General features: G+C 71.5%; 15 protein-coding genes. 10 read left to right on the plus strand and 5 right to left on the minus strand.

Annotated elements, in window-relative coordinates:
• Positions 1–6: 6 nt before the first annotated feature.
• Positions 7–1848 carry a glycoside hydrolase family 13 protein gene (locus ACOOHE_RS01105; RefSeq protein WP_420455956.1) on the minus strand — a complete coding sequence of 614 codons (1842 nt, stop codon included), beginning with the start codon at positions 1846–1848 and terminating at the stop codon, positions 7–9.
• A 79-nt stretch (positions 1849–1927) separates the two neighbouring features.
• Between ACOOHE_RS01105 and ACOOHE_RS01110 the strand changes: the two genes are divergently transcribed.
• Complete coding sequence (locus ACOOHE_RS01110; RefSeq protein WP_420455957.1) at positions 1928–2299, plus strand: FKBP-type peptidyl-prolyl cis-trans isomerase; 372 nt, start codon at positions 1928–1930, stop codon at positions 2297–2299.
• Positions 2300–2344: 45 nt separating this feature from the next.
• On the opposite strand, the gene ACOOHE_RS01115 is transcribed toward ACOOHE_RS01110, so the two are convergent.
• Together ACOOHE_RS01115 and ACOOHE_RS01120 are read right to left on the minus strand one after the other, a co-directional pair.
• A complete protein-coding gene (locus ACOOHE_RS01115) occupies positions 2345–4315 on the minus strand; it encodes a sodium:solute symporter family protein (RefSeq protein WP_420455958.1) in 1971 nt (656 codons plus the stop codon).
• Positions 4316–4339: 24 nt separating this feature from the next.
• A complete protein-coding gene (locus ACOOHE_RS01120) occupies positions 4340–5083 on the minus strand; it encodes a type II CAAX prenyl endopeptidase Rce1 family protein (RefSeq protein WP_420455959.1) in 744 nt (247 codons plus the stop codon).
• A gap of 100 nt (positions 5084–5183) precedes the next feature.
• Between ACOOHE_RS01120 and ACOOHE_RS01125 the strand changes: the two genes are divergently transcribed.
• The 6 genes from ACOOHE_RS01125 (at position 5184) to ACOOHE_RS01150 (ending at position 13801) form a co-directional block, all read left to right on the plus strand.
• Positions 5184–7085: an ABC transporter ATP-binding protein gene (locus tag ACOOHE_RS01125; RefSeq protein ID WP_420457592.1), complete on the plus strand. Its 1902-nt coding sequence runs from the start codon at positions 5184–5186 to the stop codon at positions 7083–7085.
• 63 nt (positions 7086–7148) lie between these two features.
• A complete protein-coding gene (locus ACOOHE_RS01130; protein WP_420455960.1) occupies positions 7149–8522 on the plus strand; it encodes a DUF3696 domain-containing protein in 1374 nt (457 codons plus the stop codon).
• Positions 8519–9022: a hypothetical protein gene (locus ACOOHE_RS01135; RefSeq protein ID WP_420455961.1), complete on the plus strand. Its 504-nt coding sequence runs from the start codon at positions 8519–8521 to the stop codon at positions 9020–9022. The genes ACOOHE_RS01130 and ACOOHE_RS01135 overlap by 4 nt, the downstream gene beginning before the upstream one ends.
• Positions 9023–9028: 6 nt before the next feature.
• Positions 9029–9187: a hypothetical protein gene (locus tag ACOOHE_RS01140; RefSeq protein WP_420455962.1), complete on the plus strand. Its 159-nt coding sequence runs from the start codon at positions 9029–9031 to the stop codon at positions 9185–9187.
• Positions 9188–9383: 196 nt separating this feature from the next.
• The gene (locus tag ACOOHE_RS01145; protein ID WP_420455963.1) at positions 9384–12113 is read left to right on the plus strand and encodes an EAL domain-containing protein; all 2730 of its coding nucleotides are present in this window, start codon (positions 9384–9386) and stop codon (positions 12111–12113) included.
• A gap of 59 nt (positions 12114–12172) precedes the next feature.
• On the plus strand, positions 12173–13801 hold the full coding sequence (locus ACOOHE_RS01150) for an alpha-amylase family glycosyl hydrolase (RefSeq protein WP_420455964.1): 1629 nt from the start codon (positions 12173–12175) through the stop codon (positions 13799–13801).
• A 54-nt stretch (positions 13802–13855) separates the two neighbouring features.
• On the opposite strand, the gene ACOOHE_RS01155 is transcribed toward ACOOHE_RS01150, so the two are convergent.
• Positions 13856–14209 (minus strand): DUF86 domain-containing protein, encoded by a 354-nt coding sequence (locus tag ACOOHE_RS01155; RefSeq protein ID WP_420455965.1) that lies wholly within the window; start codon positions 14207–14209, stop codon positions 13856–13858.
• A 2-nt stretch (positions 14210–14211) separates the two neighbouring features.
• Entirely contained in the window at positions 14212–14505 is a 294-nt protein-coding gene (locus ACOOHE_RS01160) for a nucleotidyltransferase family protein (RefSeq protein WP_420455966.1), read from the minus strand.
• A 75-nt stretch (positions 14506–14580) separates the two neighbouring features.
• On the opposite strand from ACOOHE_RS01160, the gene ACOOHE_RS01165 reads away from it, so the two are divergent.
• The 3 genes from ACOOHE_RS01165 to ACOOHE_RS01175 all read left to right on the plus strand — a co-directional run bounded on the left by ACOOHE_RS01165 (position 14581) and on the right by ACOOHE_RS01175 (position 21310).
• Complete coding sequence (locus ACOOHE_RS01165) at positions 14581–17295, plus strand: amylo-alpha-1,6-glucosidase (RefSeq protein WP_420455967.1); 2715 nt, start codon at positions 14581–14583, stop codon at positions 17293–17295.
• Positions 17296–17543: 248 nt separating this feature from the next.
• Entirely contained in the window at positions 17544–17981 is a 438-nt protein-coding gene (locus ACOOHE_RS01170; RefSeq protein ID WP_420455968.1) for a TonB-dependent receptor plug domain-containing protein, read from the plus strand.
• A 197-nt stretch (positions 17982–18178) separates the two neighbouring features.
• Positions 18179–21310 carry a SusC/RagA family TonB-linked outer membrane protein gene (locus ACOOHE_RS01175; RefSeq protein ID WP_420455969.1) on the plus strand — a complete coding sequence of 1044 codons (3132 nt, stop codon included), beginning with the start codon at positions 18179–18181 and terminating at the stop codon, positions 21308–21310.
• Positions 21311–21352 lie beyond the last annotated feature (42 nt).

Below are 21352 nucleotides of genomic sequence, written 5' to 3' on the forward strand. Positions count from 1 at the left end.
CCGCCGCTACCGCGCCAGCTCCAACACCATCACCCCCTTCGCCGGTACTGCCAGCGTCTCCCCCAGGCGGTGGGTCTCGCCCGTCACCACGTCGCGGGCCGCCGTGTGGTCGAGGACCCGCTCTTGGAACCGGGCGAGGTCCAGCGCGCGGGGCTCGTCGGCCGCGTTGAGGACGACCATGACCGTGTCGCCCGCGTCCCAGCGGAAGAAGACGTAGACGTCGTCGCGGGGGATGAACTGCGTCAGGCGGCCGTGGTGGACGACGGTCGCCGTCCGGCGCCAGGTCGCCAGCGCGCGCGTAAAGTCGAACGCGGCCTGCTCGGTCGCCGTCCGGTCGTCGGCGTCGAAGACGGAGCGCGGGTCGCCGGGCCACCCGCCAGGCATGTCGAGCCGCTTGTAGCCGTCGCCGCCGGTCTGCGGCCCGTTCGGCAGCGCGACCTCGGTCCCGTAGTAAATCTGGGGGATCCCGCGCGTGGTGAGCTGGAGCGCGAGCCCGAGCCGGAGCGCGTCGAGGTCCTGGCCGAAGGCGCGGCTGAGGTCGTGGTTGTCGAAGAACGTGACCATCGCGTTCGGGTCCGGGTACACGTGGTCCTGCGCCAGCGTGTCGTAGACCCGGAACAGGTCGCCGCCGGGCGCCTCGCGCATCGCGAACGCGAGCGGGAAGTCGGTGACCGACGGTAGGTGGGAGCGGTAGCCGTCGGGGTGGGCGCGGAACCCGTCCTGCCAGTACGCCTCGTGGGGCACGCTCGTCACCCAGCTCTCGCCGACGATGTTGAACGTCGGGTACTCGGTCATCACGTGCGCGGCCCAGCGCGCCATGTAGTCCTTGTCCGGGTAGAGGTAGGTGTCCATCCGGATCCCGTCGACGCCGGTGTGCTCGATCCACCAAACCGTGTTCTGGACCAGGTACTGGGCGAGCAGCGGGTTCTCCTGGTTGAGGTCCGGCATCTCGGCCACGAACCACCCGTCGACCAACTGGCGGCGGTCGGCGTGGGAGGCGTACGGGTCGATGGCGGCCTGGCCCGTGTAGTTCGTCTGGCCGACCTCGGCCCAGTCGTGGACCCAGTCCGGCGTCGGGAGGTCGTCCATCCACGGGTGCTGGTCGCCGATGTGGTTGTGGATCATGTCCATGATGACCTTCATGCCGCGCCCGTGGGCGGCGTCGACCAAGCCGACGAACTCGTCCATTGTCCCGAAGCGGGGGTCGGTCGCGTACATGTCGGTCGCCGCGTAGCCGTGGTAGGCCCCGTACGCGGGCGTCATGTCGTTCTCGAAGATGGGCGTGAGCCAGACGGCCGTCATGCCGAGGTCGTCGAGGTAGCCGAGCCGGTCGCGGAGCCCGGCGAAGTCGCCGCCGTGGCGGCCGTTGGGGTTCGAGCGGTCGGCCGCTTCGAGCAGGCCAGCGATCGTGTCGTTCGCCTCGTTGCCGTTCGCGAAGCGGTCCGGCATCAGCAAGTAGATCACGTCCTCGCTCGAAAAGCCCTGGGCGTACGAGCCCAGCGCGCGCGTCCGCTGGCGGAGGTCGTAGTCGAGCGCCGTCGAGCCGTCCGGCCCGTCGAGGGTGAACCGGAGCGTGCCCGGTGCGGCGTCGCCGACGGTCAGCTCGAGGAACAGGTAGTTCGGGCTGTCGACGGCCACCACGCGGTCGAGCGTGACGCCGGCGTGCGGGGCCATCGTCACGCGCGCCCGGCCGACGTCGTCGCCGTGGAGCATCACCTGGAGCTCGTCGTGGACCATCCCGGCCCACCAGAACGCCGGCTCGACGCGGTCGACGGTCTGGGCGAGCGGCGTCAGCGGGAGGAAAAGGGCGAGGGCGAAGAGGCGCCCCGCGAGCGGGATCGGAGACATCGGTGGCGGAGTTGGCGGACCGCAAGAAACGACCGGCGGGCGACGTCGCTAGGTTCGGCGCGGCTCCCACCCCCTCCCCATGCGCGCTGCCCCGCTTGTGCTCCTCCTCGCCCTCGCCGCCTGCGAGCCGGCCGACGACCCCAGCACCCGCGACGCCGGCGCCGAGGTCGCAGTCGACACGACCGTTGTCGCCGAGCCGACCAGCACGGTCACCGTCGCCTACAAGGGGCGGCTCGAGACCGGCGAGGTGTTCGACCAGAACGAGCGGGCCACGTTCAACCTGGAGCGGGTGATCCCCGGGTTCCAGACCGGGATCGCGGGGATGCACGTCGGCGAGTCGAAGACGCTGCTTGTGCCGCCGGAGGACGGCTACGGCGCCGACCCGCCGCCCGGCATCCCGCCGAACGCGACGCTGATCTTCGAGGTCACCCTCCTCGACGTCGGTCCATAGCGGAGCCCGCGACGGGTGCCCGCCGTCGGCGCCAGCGGCGGGCCGTCACCGGACGGCGTGCTCGGCGGCCTCGTGCCGGGCCGAGACCGTCACGATCTCGTCGCCGACGGCGTCGGGCACGTCCTCGGCGAGCGCGCCCGGCCCGAACCCCCACCGCGCCCAGACCGGGACGAGCGCGAGCCCGGCGACCAGATACACGACCGACATCAGCGTCGAGGCGTCGGGTCCGGGGATCAGGAGCCGGCCGGCGCCGACGAGCACCAGGAACAGCGAGGCCGCCGTGGTGGCCGTCAGCGCCAGGCGGTTGCCGAGCTGGCGCGGCCCGCGCGCCGGGTCGTCGCCGGCCGCGAGCGCCGTCTGGCGCCAGAACCCGAACGGGCGGACGCGCCGGTAGAACGCGACGCGCGTCGCCTCGTCGGTCGGCGGCGTGACGAACGTGACGCCGACGGCGGCCAGCGTCGAGAGCGCGGCCATGATCGCGAGCCGGAGCGCGTCCTCGTCGGGTGCGTCCGAGAGGTCGAGCCCGAACAGAAGGACCGGCGCCACGACGAGCGACGTGGCGATGGCGGCCAGCTCGCTCCACAGGTTGATCCGCTCCCACAGCCACCGCAGCACCAGGACCGAGCCCATGCCGGCGCCGAGCAGGAGCGACGTCGTCCACCCCTCCTGGATCGAGCCCAGGTTGGCCATGATGGCGAGGGCGAGCACCAGCAGGAGCACGTTCGAGATCCGGGCGACCGTGACCAGCTCGCGGCTCGTGGCCTCGCGGCCCTTGACGTGCTCGGCCCAGAACCGGCCGTAGAGGTCGTTCGACCAGTAGCTCGCGCCCCAGTTGAGGTGCGTGTCGATGGTGCTCGCCAGCGCCGCCAGCAGGCCCACCAGCATCAGCCCGCGCGCGCCCGGCGGCAAGAAGTCGGCGATGCCGGTGACGAACAGGATCTCGCGGCCGGCCACGAACCCCTCGGCGCTCGCGTCGCCGGCGCCGAACGGGTAGACGACGAGCAGGCCGACGGCGATCACGAGCCAGATCAGGCTCCGCGCGACCACCTGGGCCCACGCGAACACGACGCCAGCCAGTCGGGCGTCGCGGTCGGACTTGCAGGCCATCGACCGCTGGGCGAGGTAGCCCGTCCCGTCCGAGTTCATCTGGAAAAACCACTGCAACCCGACGATGGTCAGGAACGGGCCGAGGACGCCCCAGCTCGTGTCGGGCGCCGAGAAGCTCAGCAACTGGCTCGCGCGGAGGTCGCCGTAGATCTCGGTCACCCGCTCGGTCAGCCCCCCGAGCCCGCCCGCCTCGTTGACGACGACGACCGCGTAGATGGCCGTCCCGATCATGGCCAGCCAGAACTGGACGACGTCGGTCGCGACGACGGCCCGGAGCCCGCCCGTCGTCGAGTAGAGGGCCGTGAACCCGACGATGAGCAGGATCGACAGCAGGTTGTTGGCCGCGGCCACGGCCGGCGCCAGGCCCGTCGCCGTCGTCCCGAGCACGGACGCGAGCCCGGTCGCCTCGACCAACCCCACGAACAGGCCGTGGAGCGCCGGCGCCCACAGGTGCCACGGCAGGAACACCTCGGCGATCCGCATGGCGGCCACCAGGACGAACGCCATCACGACGCAGTTGATGAGCGTCCCGTAGTACAGCGACTTCAGCACGCGGAGCGCGAGCACGCCCCGGCCGGAGTACCGGACCTCGGTGAGCTGGGCGTCGGTCAGCACGCCCGACCGCCGCCAGCCGACGGCGAACACGAAGGCCATGAGCAGGAACGCGATCCCGTAGATCCACAGCCGCCACAGCAGGAACACGCCGCCCGTCGCCACGAGCCCCATCACCAGGAGCGGCGTGTCGGCGGCGAACTGGGTGGCCGCCATCGAGAACCCGGCCCGCCAGCCGCCCAGCGTCTTGCCCGCGAGGAAGTACTCGCCGAGCCCCTCCGAGGCCTTCTTCCGCGCCGCCAGGCCGGACCCGACGGCGTAGACGACGAACCCGAGGACGATGAGGAGGTCGAGCATGAGGGCAAGGGTGGACGCCCGAACCTACTCCGCCCGCGCGGCGCTGGCGGAATCCGCAGCGCGCCCGGTGAACTCGGCCCACGGGTCGCGGTCGAGGACCCAGACGTAGAACAGCGTCCCCAGCGCGCCGTGCGCCACGCCCAGCGGCCACACGTTCTGGTCCCTCAGGTAGAGCCCGGCGAACGCGCCGCCGAGCGCCGTCGTCGCCGCTGCGAGCGGGAGGTTCGGCAGGTGGACCGACCCGAACGTGGCCGCCGACACCGGGACGACGGCGACGGCGGGCAGACCGGCCGCGTCGAGGTGGCGCGTGACGAAGCCCTGCACCAGGAGCTGTTGCGTGAGCCCCCACACGGGGTAGAGCAGCAGCGGCGGGATGAGAGACGGCTCGGCGCGGAGCGACCCGTTCGCCAGCCCGTAGGCGCCCATCGCCAGCGCGGCGCCCGCCGAGAGGAGCGCCGTGTCGCGCGTCGCCCGGCCGAGATGCTCGCCCGTCAGCCCCAGCTCGGCCAAGAAGCCGGGTTCCGTCGCCGCCCGCGCGCCGACGTAGCCGCCCCACCCGACGACCACGACCGGCACGTACAGGGTCGAGACGCCGGCCCGCGATGCCGCGAGGTGGCCGACGCCCGTCAGCACGACGGCGCCGATCTCGGCCACGGCGCGGGCGTCGAGGCTCGCGCGGACCGGGCGCCCGTCCAGTGGAATCACCACGCGAGCCGACTGGGCCGTGACGGAGGGGACGAGGAACAGCACGGCGAGGACGAGGCGCATGGCCTCAGGCTAGCTGCGCGCCCCGCTCTCCGCCTGGTGCAGACGGATCACCCGGAGCGCCGAACCCGGCGCGCGGGGTAGCGTGCCACCGGCCATGTCGATGAACTCACAGGGCGCCCGGGGCGACCGCCGGGCCGCACGACGGGCACAGGGCGGCGGATCCTCCGGCACCGCCGACCTCTCGGTCCGCGAGCGGATCGGGGCGCTCCGCAACGTGCCCCCGCTGTTCCGGCTGGTGTGGCAGACGAGCCCGCCGCTGTTCCTGACCAGCCTGGCGCTCCGGTTGGTCCGGTCCCTCGTGCCGGTGTCGATGCTCTACGTCGGCAAGCTGATCGTGGACGAGGTGGTCCGGCTGGCGGGCGCGCCGCCGGCGCTCGACGGGCTGGCCGCGTGGGGCGGCCCGCTGGAACCGCTGGCGTGGCTCATCGCGGCCGAGCTCGGGCTCGCCGTCGTGTCCGAGCTGCTCGGCCGGGCGACGGCCCTCGTGGACTCGCTCCTCGGCGACCTGTTCACGAACGAGACGTCGGTCCGCCTGATGCGGCACGCGGCGGCCCTCGACCTGGCCCACTTCGAGGACGCCGACTTCTACGACCACCTCGAACGGGCGCGGCGCCAGACGACCGGCCGGATCACACTCCTCAGCCAGATCTTGGGCCAGGCCCAGGACGTGGTCACCGTCGCCACGCTGGCGGTCGGGCTGGCGGCCTACGCGCCGTCGCTGCTGCTGCTGCTCGTCGTGGCGCTCGTGCCGGCGTTCCTGGGCGAGGCCCACTTCAACGCCCAGAGCTACTCGCTGGCGTACTCGTGGACGCCCGAGCGCCGCGAGCTCGACTACCTCCGCTACGTCGGCGCGAGCGACGAGACGGCCAAGGAGGTCAAGGTGTTCGGGCTCAACGACTACCTCGCCGAGCGCTACCGAACGTTGGCCGACGCCTACTACCGGGCCAACCAGACGCTGGCCGTCCGCCGGGCGTCGTGGGGCGGCGCGCTCTCGACCGTCGGGAGCCTGGGCTACTACGTGGCCTACGCCTTCATCGTGTACCGGACGGCCGCGGGCGCCTTCTCCATCGGCGACCTCACGTTCCTGGCCGGCTCGTTCGGGCGGATGCGGGGCCTGTTGGAGGGGATGCTCCAGACGTTCTCGACCGTCAGCGGCCAGGCCCTCTACCTCGCCGACCTGTTCTCGTTCTTCGACATCGAGCCGACCGTCGTGTCCCGGCCGGGCGCGCGCCCGGTGCCCGAGCCCATCCGCGAGGGGTTCCGGTTCGAGGACGTCGGGTTCCGCTACCCCGGCTCCGACCACTGGGCCGTCCGGCACCTGTCGTTCGAGCTCCGGGCCGGCGAGGCGCTGGCGCTCGTCGGCGAGAACGGGGCGGGCAAGACGACGCTCGTCAAGCTGCTCGCGCGTCTCTACGACCCCGACGAGGGCCGCATCCTGTTGGACGGCCAAGACCTGCGGGACTACGACCTGGACGACCTCCGCGCGGCCGTCGGCGTCATCTTCCAGGACTTCGTCCGGTACCACCTCACGGCGTCCGAGAACATCGCCGTCGGGCGGATCGCCGAGCGCGAGGACCGGCCGCGCATCGAGACGGCCGCCCAGCGGTCCCTGGCGGATGCCGTCATCGCGTCGCTGCCGGGGGGCTACGACCAGACGCTGGGCCGGCGCTTCAAAACGGGCACCGAGCTCTCGGGCGGCCAGTGGCAGAAGGTGGCGCTCGGCCGGGCCTACATGCGCGACGCCCAGCTCCTGATCTTGGACGAGCCGACGGCGGCCCTCGACGCCCGCGCCGAGTACCAAGTGTTCGAGCGGTTCAAGGACCTGACCGAGGGCAAGACGGCCGTGCTCATCTCGCACCGGTTCTCGACGGTCCGCATGGCCGACCGGATCCTGGTGCTCGAGCGGGGGCGGGTCGAGGAGGTCGGGACGCACCGCGAGCTGCTGGCGAACGGCCGGCGCTACGCCGAGCTGTTCGAGCTCCAAGCGCAGGGGTACCGGTAAGATGAGCCGGGGAGGGCGGGAGTCCGCCTATCTTCACCATTCTCTTCCCTCCTGCCCGGACCCATGTACGAGACGCTTCGCATCCAGCGCTTCAAGTCGTGGGAGGACACGGGCGAGGTCCGGATTGGCAAGCTGACGGGCGTGTTCGGAACGAACTCGTCGGGCAAGACCAGCTTGCTTCAGTTCATCCTTATGCTGAAGCAGACGGCGGAAAGCCAAGACCGCTCGCGTGTGCTCCACACCGGGAGCAAAGACACCTACGTTGATCTCGGCACGCTGGCCGACGTGATCCACGGGCATGACCTCCCGGGTACGCTTCGCTTTGAGCTGGCGTGGCGTCCGGACGGGCCCCTGGAAATCCGAAACACGCTGTTGGAAGCGGGGCAAGTCGTCGCTCGTCCAGAGCAGCTGACCCTCGAAGCAGACGTCCACGGTGGGGAGAATTCGATTCGAGTCGAGCAGTTCGTGTACCGGTTTGGCGAGTATGCATTCGGAATGGAACGCGTGGAGCCAAAGTATCGGGCCGTCGAGTACAAGTTGATCCACGACGGCTACGAGGCGGTCCGAACGCCGGGGCGGGGATGGCAGCTTCCGGCGCCGGTCAAGAGCTACGGGTTTCCCGACGCAGCCACGGCGTACTACCAAAACGTAGGGTTCCTACTTGACTTGGCACTGGCTTTCGAGACGCAAATGCAGAAGACGCTGTATCTCGGGCCCCTCCGTGAGTATCCCGGCCGCGAGTACACTTGGGCCGGCGAGCGTCCCCAGGACGTGGGTCCTCGAGGCGAACTCGCCGTCGCTGCGCTGCTCGCTTCCCGCGAGGAAGGCCCCGTCATTCAACCCAAGACCAGAGCCCGTCTCCGGACGATCGAGGAGCACGTGGCGTGGTGGCTGAGGGAGCTGGGCATCGTCCACGCCTTCGAACTGCGGCAGATCGCGGAGGGGCGGAAGCTCTACGAGGTCCGTGTCAAAACGACGAGGGACTCGCCCTGGGTGCTCATCACCGACGTCGGGTTCGGAGTGTCGCAGGTGCTCCCAGTCCTCGTCCTCTGCTTCTACGCCCCGGTCGGTTCCACGCTCATCTTCGAGCAGCCCGAGATCCATCTGCACCCCCGCGTGCAGGCAGGTCTAGCCGACGTGTTCCTCGACGCGATCAAACGTCGGGGTGTGCAGATCGTTCTAGAAAGCCATAGCGAACACCTCCTCCGTCGTCTTCAGCGGCGTATCGCCGAGGAGAAGGCGGCCAGCGGCGACGTCGCGCTCTACTTCGTAGAGCCCAAGGGGGGTGCCTCATCAATTCGGGCACTCAACATCGACATGTTCGGTGCCATTCGGAACTGGCCGGAGAACTTCTTCGGCGACGAACTCGGAGAGCTCAGCGCGATGACTGAGGCGGCCATGACACGGAAGCTGGCCGCGGCCGGGGACGGCGTGTGATCCGCCTCGTCGACACGAACGTTCTCCACGTCGCCAACGACGGCACGGGCGAGACGTACGGCCCGGCGTGCGTGCTCGCGTGCACCCGGCTGCTCCGTGACATCCAGAGCTGCGGCGTGCTCGCTCTCGATGACCGGTTCGAGATCCTTCGTGAGTACCGCCAGAATGCAAGCGAAGCTGGGCAGCCCGGCGTCGGTGACGCCTTCCTGAAATGGGCGCTGTCGAACGAGTACACGGACGGTCGCTGCACGCGCGTCGCAATCACCCCTCACCGGAGGAGGGGATGGGAGGAGTATCCGGACGCCGCCGACGTGGCGGGCTTCGATCCGTCCGACCGGAAGTTCGTAGCCGTTGCCCTTGCCCACCCTGCCCGGCCCCCGATTCACAACGCCACGGACTCAGACTGGCGCGAGCACGACGAAGCGCTGACGGGACATGGCGTGACGGTCGTGTACGAGTGCCCCGACCATGTGCCGCCGCCCGGGCATGGCTTGAGATAGGCGGCCGTGCTCATCTCGCACCGGTTCTCGACGGTCCGCATGGCCGACCGGATCCTGGTGCTCGATCGGGGCCGGGTCGAGGAGGTCGGGACGCACCGCGAGCTCCTGGCGAACGGCCGGCGCTACGCCGAGCTGTTCGAGCTCCAGGCGCAGGGGTACCGGTAGCGCTCGCGCAGCGGGTCAGCACGCCGGCCATTCAGCGTCGGTGCGGGCCGATCCGAGACGGTCGGTTCGGGATCGTAGGGACACGGCGTGCCGTGTCCGCGTGACGGGCGCGGAAGCGGGGCCCCTCCTCGACGTCGAGGCGGAGGGGGTTGAGTCGACGCAAGGGCGCCCGATACCCGAGGCCCCCCGGCCCCCGATGCCCCACGTCCCGTCCTCCGTCCGTCGTCGCCTGACGCGCCGCGCCGCGCTCGCGCTCGGCGTGATCGCGCTGCTGGTGGCGTCGGCGGCGGCGCTGGCGCTGGTCACGCTCCAGCAGCGCGTCGCCGACGGGCAGGAGGTCAACGTGGCCGGCCGGCAGCGGATGCTGAGCCAGCGGACGGCGAAGACGGCCCTGCTCCTCCGCCACGGCGCGGGCGACGCCGCGGCGCTCGACGCCGAGCTCGACGCCGACCTGGAGGCCTGGGCCCGCGGCCACCGGGCGCTCCTCGACGGCGACGCCCGGCTGGGCGTCCCCCGCGTCGCCGACCCGCTCGTGCGAGAACGGCTGCGAGCGCTCTCGCCCCTCGTCCGCGAGGCGACGGCCGCCGTGGTCGCCCTGCGCCGGGCCGTCGACGCCGGCGACGCGGCCCGCGCCGACGCGGCCCTCGCGCGCGTGCTCGCGGCCGAGCGCGAGTTCCTGCCCCGGATGGACCGCGCCGTGTTCGCGCTCAGCGCCGGCACGGCCCGCGACGTGCGCCGGCTCCAGCGGGGCGTCGCCGGGCTGCTCCTCGGGATGTGGGGCGTGCTCGGGCTCGTCGGCTGGGGCGTGTTCCGGCCCGTCATCCGGAGCGTCGCTCGGTCCATGGACGAGGCCTCGGCGCAGGGGCGCCTCCTGCGGACCGTGATCGACACGATCCCGGACCACATCTACGTCAAGGACACCCAGGGCCGGGCCACGCTCCGCAACCTCGCCAGCGCCCGGGCCCTCGGCTTCCGCGACCCGTCCGAGGCGACCGGCCGGACCGACGCCGAGGTCGCCGCCGGCACCGAGGCCGCCCCGCTCGCCGCCGCCGCCCTCGCCGACGACCTCGCCGTCGTCCGGACGGGCGTGCCGGTCGAGAACCGCGAGGAGCGCGCGCTCGACGGCGGCTGGCTGCTCACGACGAAGGCGCCGCTGCTCGGGCCCGAGGGCGAGGTGGCCGGCGTCGTCGGCGTCTCGCGCGACGTGACGGCCGCGCGGACGGCCGAGGCCCGCTTCCGGGCCCTCGTCGAGCACTCGGTCGTGGGCACGGCCGTCATGCAGGACGGGCGGTTCGCCTACGTCAACCCGCGCATGGCCGAGATCTTCGGCTACGCCCAGGACGAGATGACGGGGATGGAGGTGACCACGATCCTGCACGAGGACGACCGGGCGATGGCGCGCGAGAACCTCCGGCGCCGGCTCGACGGCGAGGTCGACGCGCTCACCTACGAGGCGCGCGGGCGCCGCCGCGACGGCCGGGTGATCCGGCTGGACCTGTCGGGCGTCCGCGCCGAGCACGAGGGCCGGCCCGCCGTCATCGGGACCGTCAGCGACGTCACCGAGCGGTACGAGGCCGAGCGCGTGCTGTACCACCGGGCCCACCACGACGACCTGACGGGCCTGCCCAACCGGGCCCTCTTCGCCTCGCGGCTCGAGGTGGCCGTCGCCCAGGCCACGTCCGACGGCGCCTTCGCCGTCCTGTTCATCGACCTCGACCGGTTCAAGGTGGTCAACGACAGCCTGGGGCACTCGGCCGGCGACCGCCTGCTCCAGGAGGTCGCCGCGCGCCTCCAGGCCGTCCTCCGGCCCGACGACACGGTCGCCCGGTTGGGCGGCGACGAGTTCGCCGTCCTCCTCTCGGCGACGCCCCACCCGGGCCACGCCGAGGAGGTCGCCGCCCGCATCCAGACGGCGCTCACGGCCCCGGTCCGCATCGACGGCCGGGACCTCACGGTGGGTGCCTCGATCGGCGTCGTGACGGGCCGGGCCGACCACGCCTCGCCCGACGCCGTCCTGCGCGAGGCCGACCTCGCCATGTACGGCGTGAAGGCGGCCGGGCGGGGCGGCCAGGCCACGTTCAGCGCCTCGAGCCACGACGAGACGTCGCAGCGGATGCGGCTCGAGATGGACCTCCAGCACGTCGCCGAGCGCGACGAGCTCCGGGTGGTCTACCAGCCCATCGTGGACCTGGCCGACGGGCGCCTGGCCGGGTTCGAGGCGCTCGTCCGCTGGGCCCACCCCGAGCTGGGCCTGCTCGCGCCCGACGCCTTCATCGGCGCGGCCGAGGAGAGCGGGCAGGTGGCCGAGATCGACCGCTGGGTCCTGGCCGAGGTCACGCGCCAGACGGCCGCGTGGCCGGCCGACCCCGGGCTCCTGCTGACGGTCAACTGCACCGGGCCCGGCCTGCTCCAGCAAGCGTACCTCGCCGCCGTCGACGACGCGCTCCTGGCGCACCGGTCGGCGCCGCGCCGGCTCGGCCTGGAGATCACCGAGACCCTGCTCGTGGACGACCCCGAGGCCGTCGCCGCCGAGCTCCACCGCTTGCGCGCGCTCGGCGTCCGCTTCTGCGTCGACGACTTCGGGACGGGCTACTCGTCGCTCTCGACGCTCCACGCGCTCCCCATCGACACCGTCAAGGTGGACCGGGCCTTCGTGGCCGAGATGGACGCCGACGTGCGGAGCGCCCAGCTCGTGCTGGCCGTCGTCCGGATGGGGCAGGCCCTCGACGCGGCGGTCGTGGCCGAGGGGATCGAGACGGTCGCCCAGCTCGCCGCGCTCCGCGCGATGGGGGCCACCTACGGCCAGGGCCACCTGTTCGCCCGGCCCCTCGCGCCCGAGGCCGCCGCCGCCCTCGTCGGCGCGGACGACCGGCCCTGGGCCGTCCACTGGGCGACCTCCGACGCCTCCCTGTCGAGGGCGCGGTAGGGACGGGCGGAACCTCCGCTCGGGCCGAGGCCTTCCCCCCGGGACCCCTCCCCCACGCCATGCCGACCGACCGACCGTGGTGGCAGACGGCCGTCGTCTACCAGATCTACCCCCGCTCGTTCCAGGACTCGAACGCCGACGGCCTGGGCGACCTCCCCGGCATCACGGCGCGGCTGCCGTACCTCGCCGACCTCGGCGTCGGCGCCGTTTGGCTGAGCCCGTTCTACCCGTCCCCGCAAGCGGACTTCGGCTACGACGTGAGCGACTACCGCGACGTCGACCCGCCCTACGGGACGCTCGCCGACTTCGACCGGCTGGCCCAGACCGCGCACGGGCTCGGCCTCAAGCTTGTCGTCGACTTCGTGCCGAACCACTCGTCGGACCAGCACGTGTGGTTCCAGGAGGCGCGGTCGTCGCGCGACCGCCCCCGGCGCGACTGGTACGTCTGGCGCGACCCGGCCCCCGGCGGCGGCCCTCCCAACAACTGGCTGAGCCACTTCGGCGGGCCGGCCTGGACCTTCGACGAGCCCACCGGCCAGTACTACCTCCACTCGTTCCTGACCGAGCAGCCCGACCTCAACTGGCGCAACCCCGAGGTCGAGGCCGAGATGCTCGACACGCTGCGGTTCTGGATGGCGCGCGGCGTCGACGGCTTCCGGATCGACGTGGCCCACCTGATCGCGAAGGACCCCGACCTCCGCGACAACCCGCCCGCCCAGGCCGTCGGCAGCTTCCACAAGTCGATGGGCGCGTACGACTCCCAGCTCCACGTCCACGACAAGGGGCACTCGGACGTCCACACGATGTTCGCCCGCATCCGTCAGACCGTCGACACCTTCGACGACCAGGACCGGGTGACCATCGGCGAGATCCACGACTTCGCCGACCTCGAACGCTGGGCCGGCTACTACGGCACGCCGACCGCCGACGGGTCGCTGAGCGGGCTCCACATGCCGTTCAACTTCGGCCTCCTGGCGACCCCGTGGACGGCCCGCGCCGTCCGCGCCCACGTCGACGCCGTCGAGGGCGTGCTGCCCGACGGCGCGTGGCCCAACTACGTGCTCGGCAACCACGACGAGCGGCGGCTGGCGACGCGCTTGGGGCCGGAGTCGGTCCGGCTGGCGGGGATGCTGCTGCTCACGCTGCGCGGCGCGCCGACGCTCTACTACGGCGACGAGCTGGGCGTGGAGGAGGTCGACGTCCCCCTCGATCAGCGGAAGGACCCGTGGGCGTTCCGCAGCGGCCTTATGGAGCTAAGCCGAGACGGCTGCCGCACGCCGATGGCCTGGGACGCCTCGCCCGGCGCCGGCTTCTCCGACGCCGACCCGTCCGCGTTCTGGCTCCCGCTCCACCCTGACCACGCGACCGTCAACGTGGCCACGGAGGCGGCCGACCCGGACTCGCCCCTGGCGTTCTACCGCCGCGCCCTTGCGGTCCGAGGCGGCTCGGCGTCGCTCCAGTCCGGCGACTACCGGCCGCTCGACGGCGTGCCGGACGACGTGCTCGCGTTTCGGCGCGGCGGCGACACGCTCGTGCTGCTCCACGTCGGCGACGGGACCGTCGAGGTGGACGTCCCGGAGCCGTTCCGCGGAGCGACCGTCCGGCTGGCGACCGCGCGTAGCGACGAAGGGGTCGAGGCCGGGGAGCGGCTGGCGCTCGGGCCGTGGGCCGGCGCGGTCGTACGGTGACGTCCCACCCGACGGGGCCGGAGACCTCGACCCGCACGTCGTAACCGGTGGAGGCTACGACGTCGCGTCCAGGAGAGCCAGGAGGCGGTCCAGGTCGTCGCGCAGCGGAGGCAGGTGAACCGTAAGGATCCGCCAGACGATGCCGAGGTCGACCCCAAAATAGCCGTGGACGACGATGTGGCGCGACCGGACGATGCGGTCCCACTCGATCTCCACTGCCAGCGCGCGAGTCGGAGGGGACACGTGGTGCGCAGCTTCCCCCAGGACCGAGAGGTTGCGGACGACCGCGTCGAGCGTGAGCGTGTCGGCGGCGAGGTCGGCTTCGGTTTTGCCCTCGACGTAGGTCAGCGCGCGGCCCACGGCTTGGCGCATGTCCTCGACGCGGAGCCGGTCAGTCCGGTCGGCCACGGCTAGATGGCGACAAGGTCGGGCTCGACGGCCGCGAAGTGGCGGTCGTCGAGCGCCCCGCGAGGCACGAGGTCGACCGTGCGGCCGAGGAGGGCGTCGAGCTCCTCCGCCAAGTCAGCGATCTCCCAGCCGATGGGGCCGGAGAACTCGACCAGCACGTCGACGTCGCTATCCGGTCGGGCCTCCCCGCGGGCAAACGACCCGAACACGGCGAGCGACCGGATGGGGTAGCGGCGCGCCAGCGCGGGCCGGGCGTCGGCCAAGCGGCGGCGGATCTCGGGGAGGTCGAGGGCCATGCGGAAAGCTACACGCCCCGCCCGTCTCGGTCCCGCAGCGCGCGGGATAGATTCGAGGGCCTCTCCGCCCGACCCATGCGCGCCCTTGCCCTCGCCCTCCTCGTGACTGCCGCCCACGCCCAGCCCACCGACGGGCTCGTCCCCCGGTTCGCGTTCCCCCAAAGCGGCCCGCTGCTCGAGCGGACCACCACGACCGGCTCGTTCTTCGACGTCGTCGGCCGGCGCGCGGCCGTGTTCGGCTACGAGAACCGGCCGTTCGAGGCCTGGGTGTACCCGCTCAAGATCCTGGAGGACGCCCGCCTGACGTTCAACCTGGAGAACTACCCGGTGCCCTCGGACGGGCTCGCGATCATGCGCCGGATCGAGGTGCGGCCCGAGGCCACGACGCTCGTCTACACGCACCCCGCGTTCACCGTCCGCCAGACGATCCTGGCGCCCATCGACGAGCCTGGGATCGTGATGCTCCTCGACGTCGACGCGCTCCGGCCGCTGACCATCTCGCTAGCGTTCCGGCCCGACCTCGGCCTGATGTGGCCGGCCGGGCTGATGACCGGTTTCGTCGGGTTCGACGCCGAGCACCGCCGCTACTTCACCGGCGAGGAGACCCAGCGGTTTTATGGAATGATCGGCTCGCCGCTGGCGGTCGACGTGTCGGTCCAGCCGTACCAGGAGGAGCCCCAGGACGTGCCGAGCCGGTTCGAGATGCGAGTCACGCCCGAGGTGGCGAGAGACTACCTCGTCCCCATCGTCGTCACCGGCAGCACGACCGGGCGGGCCGACGCCGAGGCCGTCTACGACCGGCTGCTGGCGACCGTCCCCGAACAGTTCCAAGCGACGGTCGCCCACTACCGCCGGCTCGACGAGACCATGCAGGTCACGACGCCGGACCCCAGACTCGACGAGGCGTTCGCCTGGGCCAAGGTGGGCATGGACAAGGGCGTCGCCACCAACCCCGACCTCGGCACCGGGCTCGTCGCCGGCTACCGGACGTCGGGCAACTCGGAGCGGCCCGGGTTCGCGTGGTTCTTCGGCCGCGACGCCCTGTGGACGGCCCTCGCCACGACGGCCGTCGGCGACCTCCAGACGACGCGCGACGCGCTCGCCTTCTTGGCCCAGTTCCAGCGGGCCGACGGCAAGATCCCCCACGAGATCAGCCAGTCCGCCGCTTTTATCGACTGGTTCGAGGACTACCCGTACCCGTGGGCGTCGGCCGACGCGACGCCGCTGTTCCCCATCGTCCTCGCCGACTATTGGCGCCAGTCGGGCGACCTCGGCTTCGTCCGCGAGCACTGGGAGACGGCCCAGCGGGCGTTCGCGTTCTCGGCGGCGACCGACACCGACGGCAACGGGCTCGTCGAGAACACGGGCGTCGGGCACGGCTGGGTCGAGGGCGGCGAGCTGTACCCACCGCATGAGGAGCTGTACCAGCAGGCGCTGTTCATCCAGGCCGCTCGGGACGTGGCCGACCTCGCCGACGCGCTCGGCGACGACGCCCTCGCCACGACGGCGGGGGCTCGCGCCGACGCCACGCTCGCGGCGACGGAGGCCACCTACTGGCACGACGCCGACGGCTTCTACGCCTTCGGCACGGCGTTCCCCGGCGCGCCCACGCTGTCCGAGCGGACGGGCCCACTGACCAACGCCGACCTGCGGGACAACACGGGCTTCCTCTCGGCCAGCAACCGCGACCTGGGCGACCTGACGGTCCTCCGCGAGAACACGGCGTTGCAGGGCGTCCCACTGTGGTGGAATCTGTTGGAGGACGACCGCGCGCAGCAGGCCATCACCGCGTTCGGCTCGGCCGGCATCGCGACCGACTGGGGCGCCCGGCTCTTGGACAAAGAGAGCGACCTGTACGACCCGCTGAGCTACCACAACGGCTCGGTCTGGGCCCTCTTCACGGGCTGGACGAGCATGGGCGCCTACCGCTACGGCCGGCCCCACGTCGGCGCCCAAGCGCTCTACGCGAACGCGCTGCTGACGCGCCAGGACGCGCTCGGCTACGTCACCGAGCTCTTGTCGGGCGACTACAACACGGCGTTCGGGCGGTCGAGCCACCACCAGATCTGGTCCGAGGCGATGGTGGCCACGCCGCTCGTCCGCGGGATGCTCGGAATCGAGGTCACGGACGCCGGGCGGACCCTCCGCGTCGCGCCGAGCCTGCCGGCGGACTGGCCGTTCGTCGAGGTTCGCAACGCGCCGGTGGGGCAGGAGACCGTCGGCCTGTCGGTCGGCCGCGACGCCGCGAGCGTGACCGTCCGGCTCGACGGGCTGACGGGGCAGGCGGTCGAGGTGGCGCCCGCGTTGCCGCTCGACGCCGTCGTCCGCCGGGCGACGGTGAACGGGGAGGAGGTCGCGGTCGAGACCGTCCGCCAAGGCGACGTCCAGCGGCCGACGGTCCGAGTGGCCGGCGCGTCCGGCGTCTCGGTCGTGTTCGAGCTGGCCCGCGCTGGGACCGACGTGGCGCTCCGCCAGGAGCCGGCCGAGCCCGGCGCCACGAGCCAGCAGCCGCGCGTCCTGCGCTCGACGGCCTCGGAGGCGTCGCTCCGGCTCGTGGTCGAGGGCCGGGCCGGGACGACGGCCGCGTTCGACGTTCACACGGACCGGCGGATCGGCGACCTCCGCGTGCCAGGCGTGTCGTATCTCGAAGCCGCCGCCGTGGTGCCGGGCCCGGTCGGGGGGCCCGAGCGTCCGTTCGCCGGGCCGCCGTACACGCTCCTCGTCGAGTTCGAGGGCGAGCCCGGCCGGTCGGGCTACGTCCGCCGCGAGGTCGTGGTGCCGCTGCGGTAGCGCGCCGGGAGAGCGCATGCTAAATCTCCGGCCCGAACCCCCCGTCCGAGCGCCTATCGCTTCGCTCAGCAGGCGCTCAGACTGTCCCCCTCGACGAGGGGGACAGCGTTCAGAGCCTGGGAGCGCAGCGACCGGCCGGAAAGCGGGGGGTCTGGGTTTAGCATGCGCTCGCCCTGTAGCGGAGGGCCGTTGCCCTTGCGCGGCGGCCGGCGATGGTCCACCTTCCCCCCAAACCCTCCGCCGTCGCCATGCGCTCCGTCCTCGTCCTCGCCGTCGTGATCGCCACCGGGTGCGGGTCGGGCAACGGGGTCCGCGAGGCCAGCGACCCCAACGTCTTGGAGGGGGAGGACCTCCAGCGGCGGGACCTCCAGCGGATCGAGGACATGCTGCGGGGGCAGATGGCCGGCGTCCAGGTCCGGGAGGTCGGCGGCGACCTGGTCATCCGGATCCGCGGGGCCGAGTCGTTCGGGCAGAGCAACGCCGACCCCCTGTTCGTCATCGACGGGCTCCCGATCCCGCTCGGGACCGACGGGGCGCTCCAGGGGCTCAACCCCCGGGACGTCCAGTCCATCCGGGTGCTCAAGAACGCGAGCGACACCGCGATGTACGGGTCGCGCGGGGCCAACGGCGTGGTCCTCATCACGACGATCCGGCCGGACGTGGAAGAGACGGACAGCGGGTCCTGAGGCGCTCTCGGCCGGGGAGGGCATGGGGGAGTGCCCCGGGTAGGCCCTGAAATCGGCACTGAGGGGGCAAGGGGGGCCGTGTAAGCGTTTGCACAGACGGGGTGCGGACCTTACCATGTTCTCGACCGATAGCGCTTCCAAAGAGTCCACGGGACGGGGCGCGCGTCGGGCGGACCCACACACACACCCACACACAGATGAGTCGGAACGCTACCCTCCTCGGGCTGGCCGTCCTCCTGTTCGCTCTCGGCGCGGCCCCGGCCGCCCTCGCGCAGACAGTGACCGGCACGGTTGTCGACGCCACCTCCGGCGATCCTTTGCCCTTCGTTAACGTCGTCATCCAGGGCACCACGCGCGGCGCGGCGACCAACATCGACGGCGAGTACTCGATCGACGTCGACGGGCCCGAGTCAGTCCTGGTGTACCGGTTCCTCGGCTACATCGAACAGGAGATCACCGTCGGCAACCGGTCGGTCATCGACGTCCGCCTCGAAGAGGACTCGAACATCCTGGACGACGTCGTGGTGGTCGGCTACGGGACCCAGCGCCGCGGCGACGTCACGGCGTCGGTCGCGACCGTCGACATCGACGACGCGAACCAGGGCCTGGTCACGGCCCCGACCGACTTCCTCGAGGGCCGCGTGGCCGGCGTCAACGTGATCGAGGCGTCGGGCGAGCCCGGCGCCAACGTGTCCGTCCGGATCCGCGGCGGCACGTCGATCACGGCCTCGAACGAGCCGCTCTACGTCATCGACGGGATCCCGATCTCGAACGACAACGTGACGCCGGGCGGCGCGGGCCAGACCTCGAACGGGCCGGCCCGGAACCCGCTCACGTTGCTCAACCCGAACGACATCGAGTCGATCTCCGTCCTCAAGGACGCGAGCGCGACGGCCATCTACGGCTCGCGCGGCGCCAACGGCGTCGTCCTGATCACGACGAAGGACGGGGCCGCGGGCCGCGTCTCGGTCGACTACGAGGGGACGTTCTCGGTCTCCCAGGCCTCCGACACCTACGACGTGCTCTCGGCCGACGACTACCGCCAGTTCGTCCGCGACAACGCGGACGCCCTCGGGGTAGACGACGTGGGGAGCCCGGGCTTCGGCCTCGACCCGAACGCGATCAACACCGACTTCATCGGCGAGATCTTCCGGACGGCCCCGTCCCAGTCGCACAACCTCTCGTTCGGCGGCGGCACCGGCAACTCGCAGTACCGGGCCAGCCTGAGCTACCTCAACCAGGACGGGATCGTGACCTCGACCGGGTTGGAGCGCGTGACGGCCCGGCTCAACGCGAACAACCAGTTTTTCGACAACCGTTTCCGGTTGGGCCTCAACCTGACGAGCGCGCTGACCGACGACGACTTCGCCCCGATCAACGACACGGGCGGCTTCGAGGGCGGCCTGTTCCAGAACGCCATCCAGTACCGGCCCGTCAACCCGATCACCCTCGACTCGGCCGTCGACGGGTTCTACGAGGTTCCGGGCCAGCGCTCGTTCCGGAACCCGGTCGCGCTCCTGGAGCAGGTCGACGAGACGGCCCGGACCGTCCGCACGCTCGGCAACATCTCGGCCGAGGTCGAGGTCATCGAGGGCCTGACCGGCTCGCTCAACGTCGGCGGCGACCGCTCGGTCGGCACGCGCCGGTCGTACATCTCGGGCCAGAGCCCGATCGGCGAGGAGTTCGTGACGTCGACGACGAACGGCGGCTCGGCGTACCGCCGGTCACTGGAGCGGACCTCGGCCACGCTCTCGACCTACCTCACCTACGGGACCGACTTCGGCCAGAGCAACGTCAACGTGCTCGGCGGCTACGAGTACCAGCAGTTCAACGTGAGCGAGACGTCGGTCCAGGCGACCAGCTTCGTCACCGACTTTACCGAGGACAACCTGCTCCAGTCCGGGACGAACGTGATCGACGGCAACAACGCCGGGCCGGGGACCTTCTCGTACCGGGGTGAGAACCTGCTGGCGTCGTTCTTCAGCCGCGTCAACTACAACTTCGCCGAGCGGTACTACCTCACCGGCTCGCTCCGCTACGACGGGTCGTCGCGGTTCTCGGAGGACAACCGCTACGCGCTCTTCCCGGCGTTCTCGGCCGCGTGGCGGATCACGGAGGAGCCGTTCTTCGACGGCGGGACGGCGGTCACCGACCTCCGCCTGCGGGCCGGCTACGGCGTCGTGGGCAACCAGGCCATCGGGGACTACCTCTACCTCCCGCTGCTGGGCGCCAACCCGGCCAACTCGGCGATCCTCAACGGGATCATCGTCCCGGGCTACGCCCCGACCCAGCTCGCGAACCCGGACTTGCAGTGGGAGGAGAAGGAGGAGGTCACGGTCGGCCTGGACTACCGGCTCCTGAGCGACCGGCTCTACGGCTCGGTCGAGTTCTACCGGAACACGACGAACGACCTCTTGCTCAACGTGCCCGTCCTGGCGTCGGTGGTCGCGAGCCAGGTCCAGAACGTCGGCTCGCTCCGGAACACGGGCGTCGACGTGGCCCTCGACGCGCTCCTGTTCGAGAACGACGCGGCCTCGTTCACGCTGGGCCTGACGTTCAACACGAACCAGAACGAGGTCCTGGACCTGGGCGGCGCCCAGCAGCTCTTCACCGGGCGCGTCTCGGGCGAGGGCCAGTCGAACGTGAACGCGCTCCTGCTCACGCCGGGCGAGGAGTTCCCGATCTTCTACGGGTTCGAGTTCCTCGGCTTCAACGACGCCGGGCAAGCGATGTACGCCGACTACCAGGTGACCGACATCGACGGGGACCCGGACACGCCAGCGGGCCCGCTCGACCGCGAGCGGATCGGCGAGACGACCGCGCCGAAGGACGACGACCGCGTCAAGATTGGGAGCCCACGGCCGGACTTCACGTACGGCATCCGCCTGAACGGGACCGTCGGCGACTTCGGCATCCGGGCGTTCTTCCGGGGCGAGCAAGGCCGCGAGTTGTTCAACAACACGGCCCTGATCTACGGCACGCGCGGCGTGGCCAGCAGCCGGAACTTCATCGACCTGGGCAGTGAGTTCTACGGCAACGAGCCCCTCGACGCCTCCGGCGTGTACTCGTCGCGCTACATCGAGGACGCCTCGTTCTTCCGGCTCGACCAACTCACGCTGGAGTACCGCCTGGGCGGGATCCTGCCGCAGGTCCAGAACACGCGCGTGTTCGTGACAGGGAACAACCTGTTCGTCTTGACGCCTTACACAGGCCTCGACCCCGAGGTCAACTCGGACGCCTCGAACGCCGGGATCACGTCGGTCGGCGTGGACTACCTCCCGTACCCGAAGGCGCGGACGTTCACGGTCGGCGTCAACCTCGGCCTCTAACCCCTGGTTCTACCCTCACCGGGGCCGGCTCTCTGGGGCCGG

The organism is Rubrivirga sp., assembly GCF_965213695.1.
Classification (GTDB): domain Bacteria; phylum Bacteroidota; class Rhodothermia; order Rhodothermales; family Rubricoccaceae; genus Rubrivirga.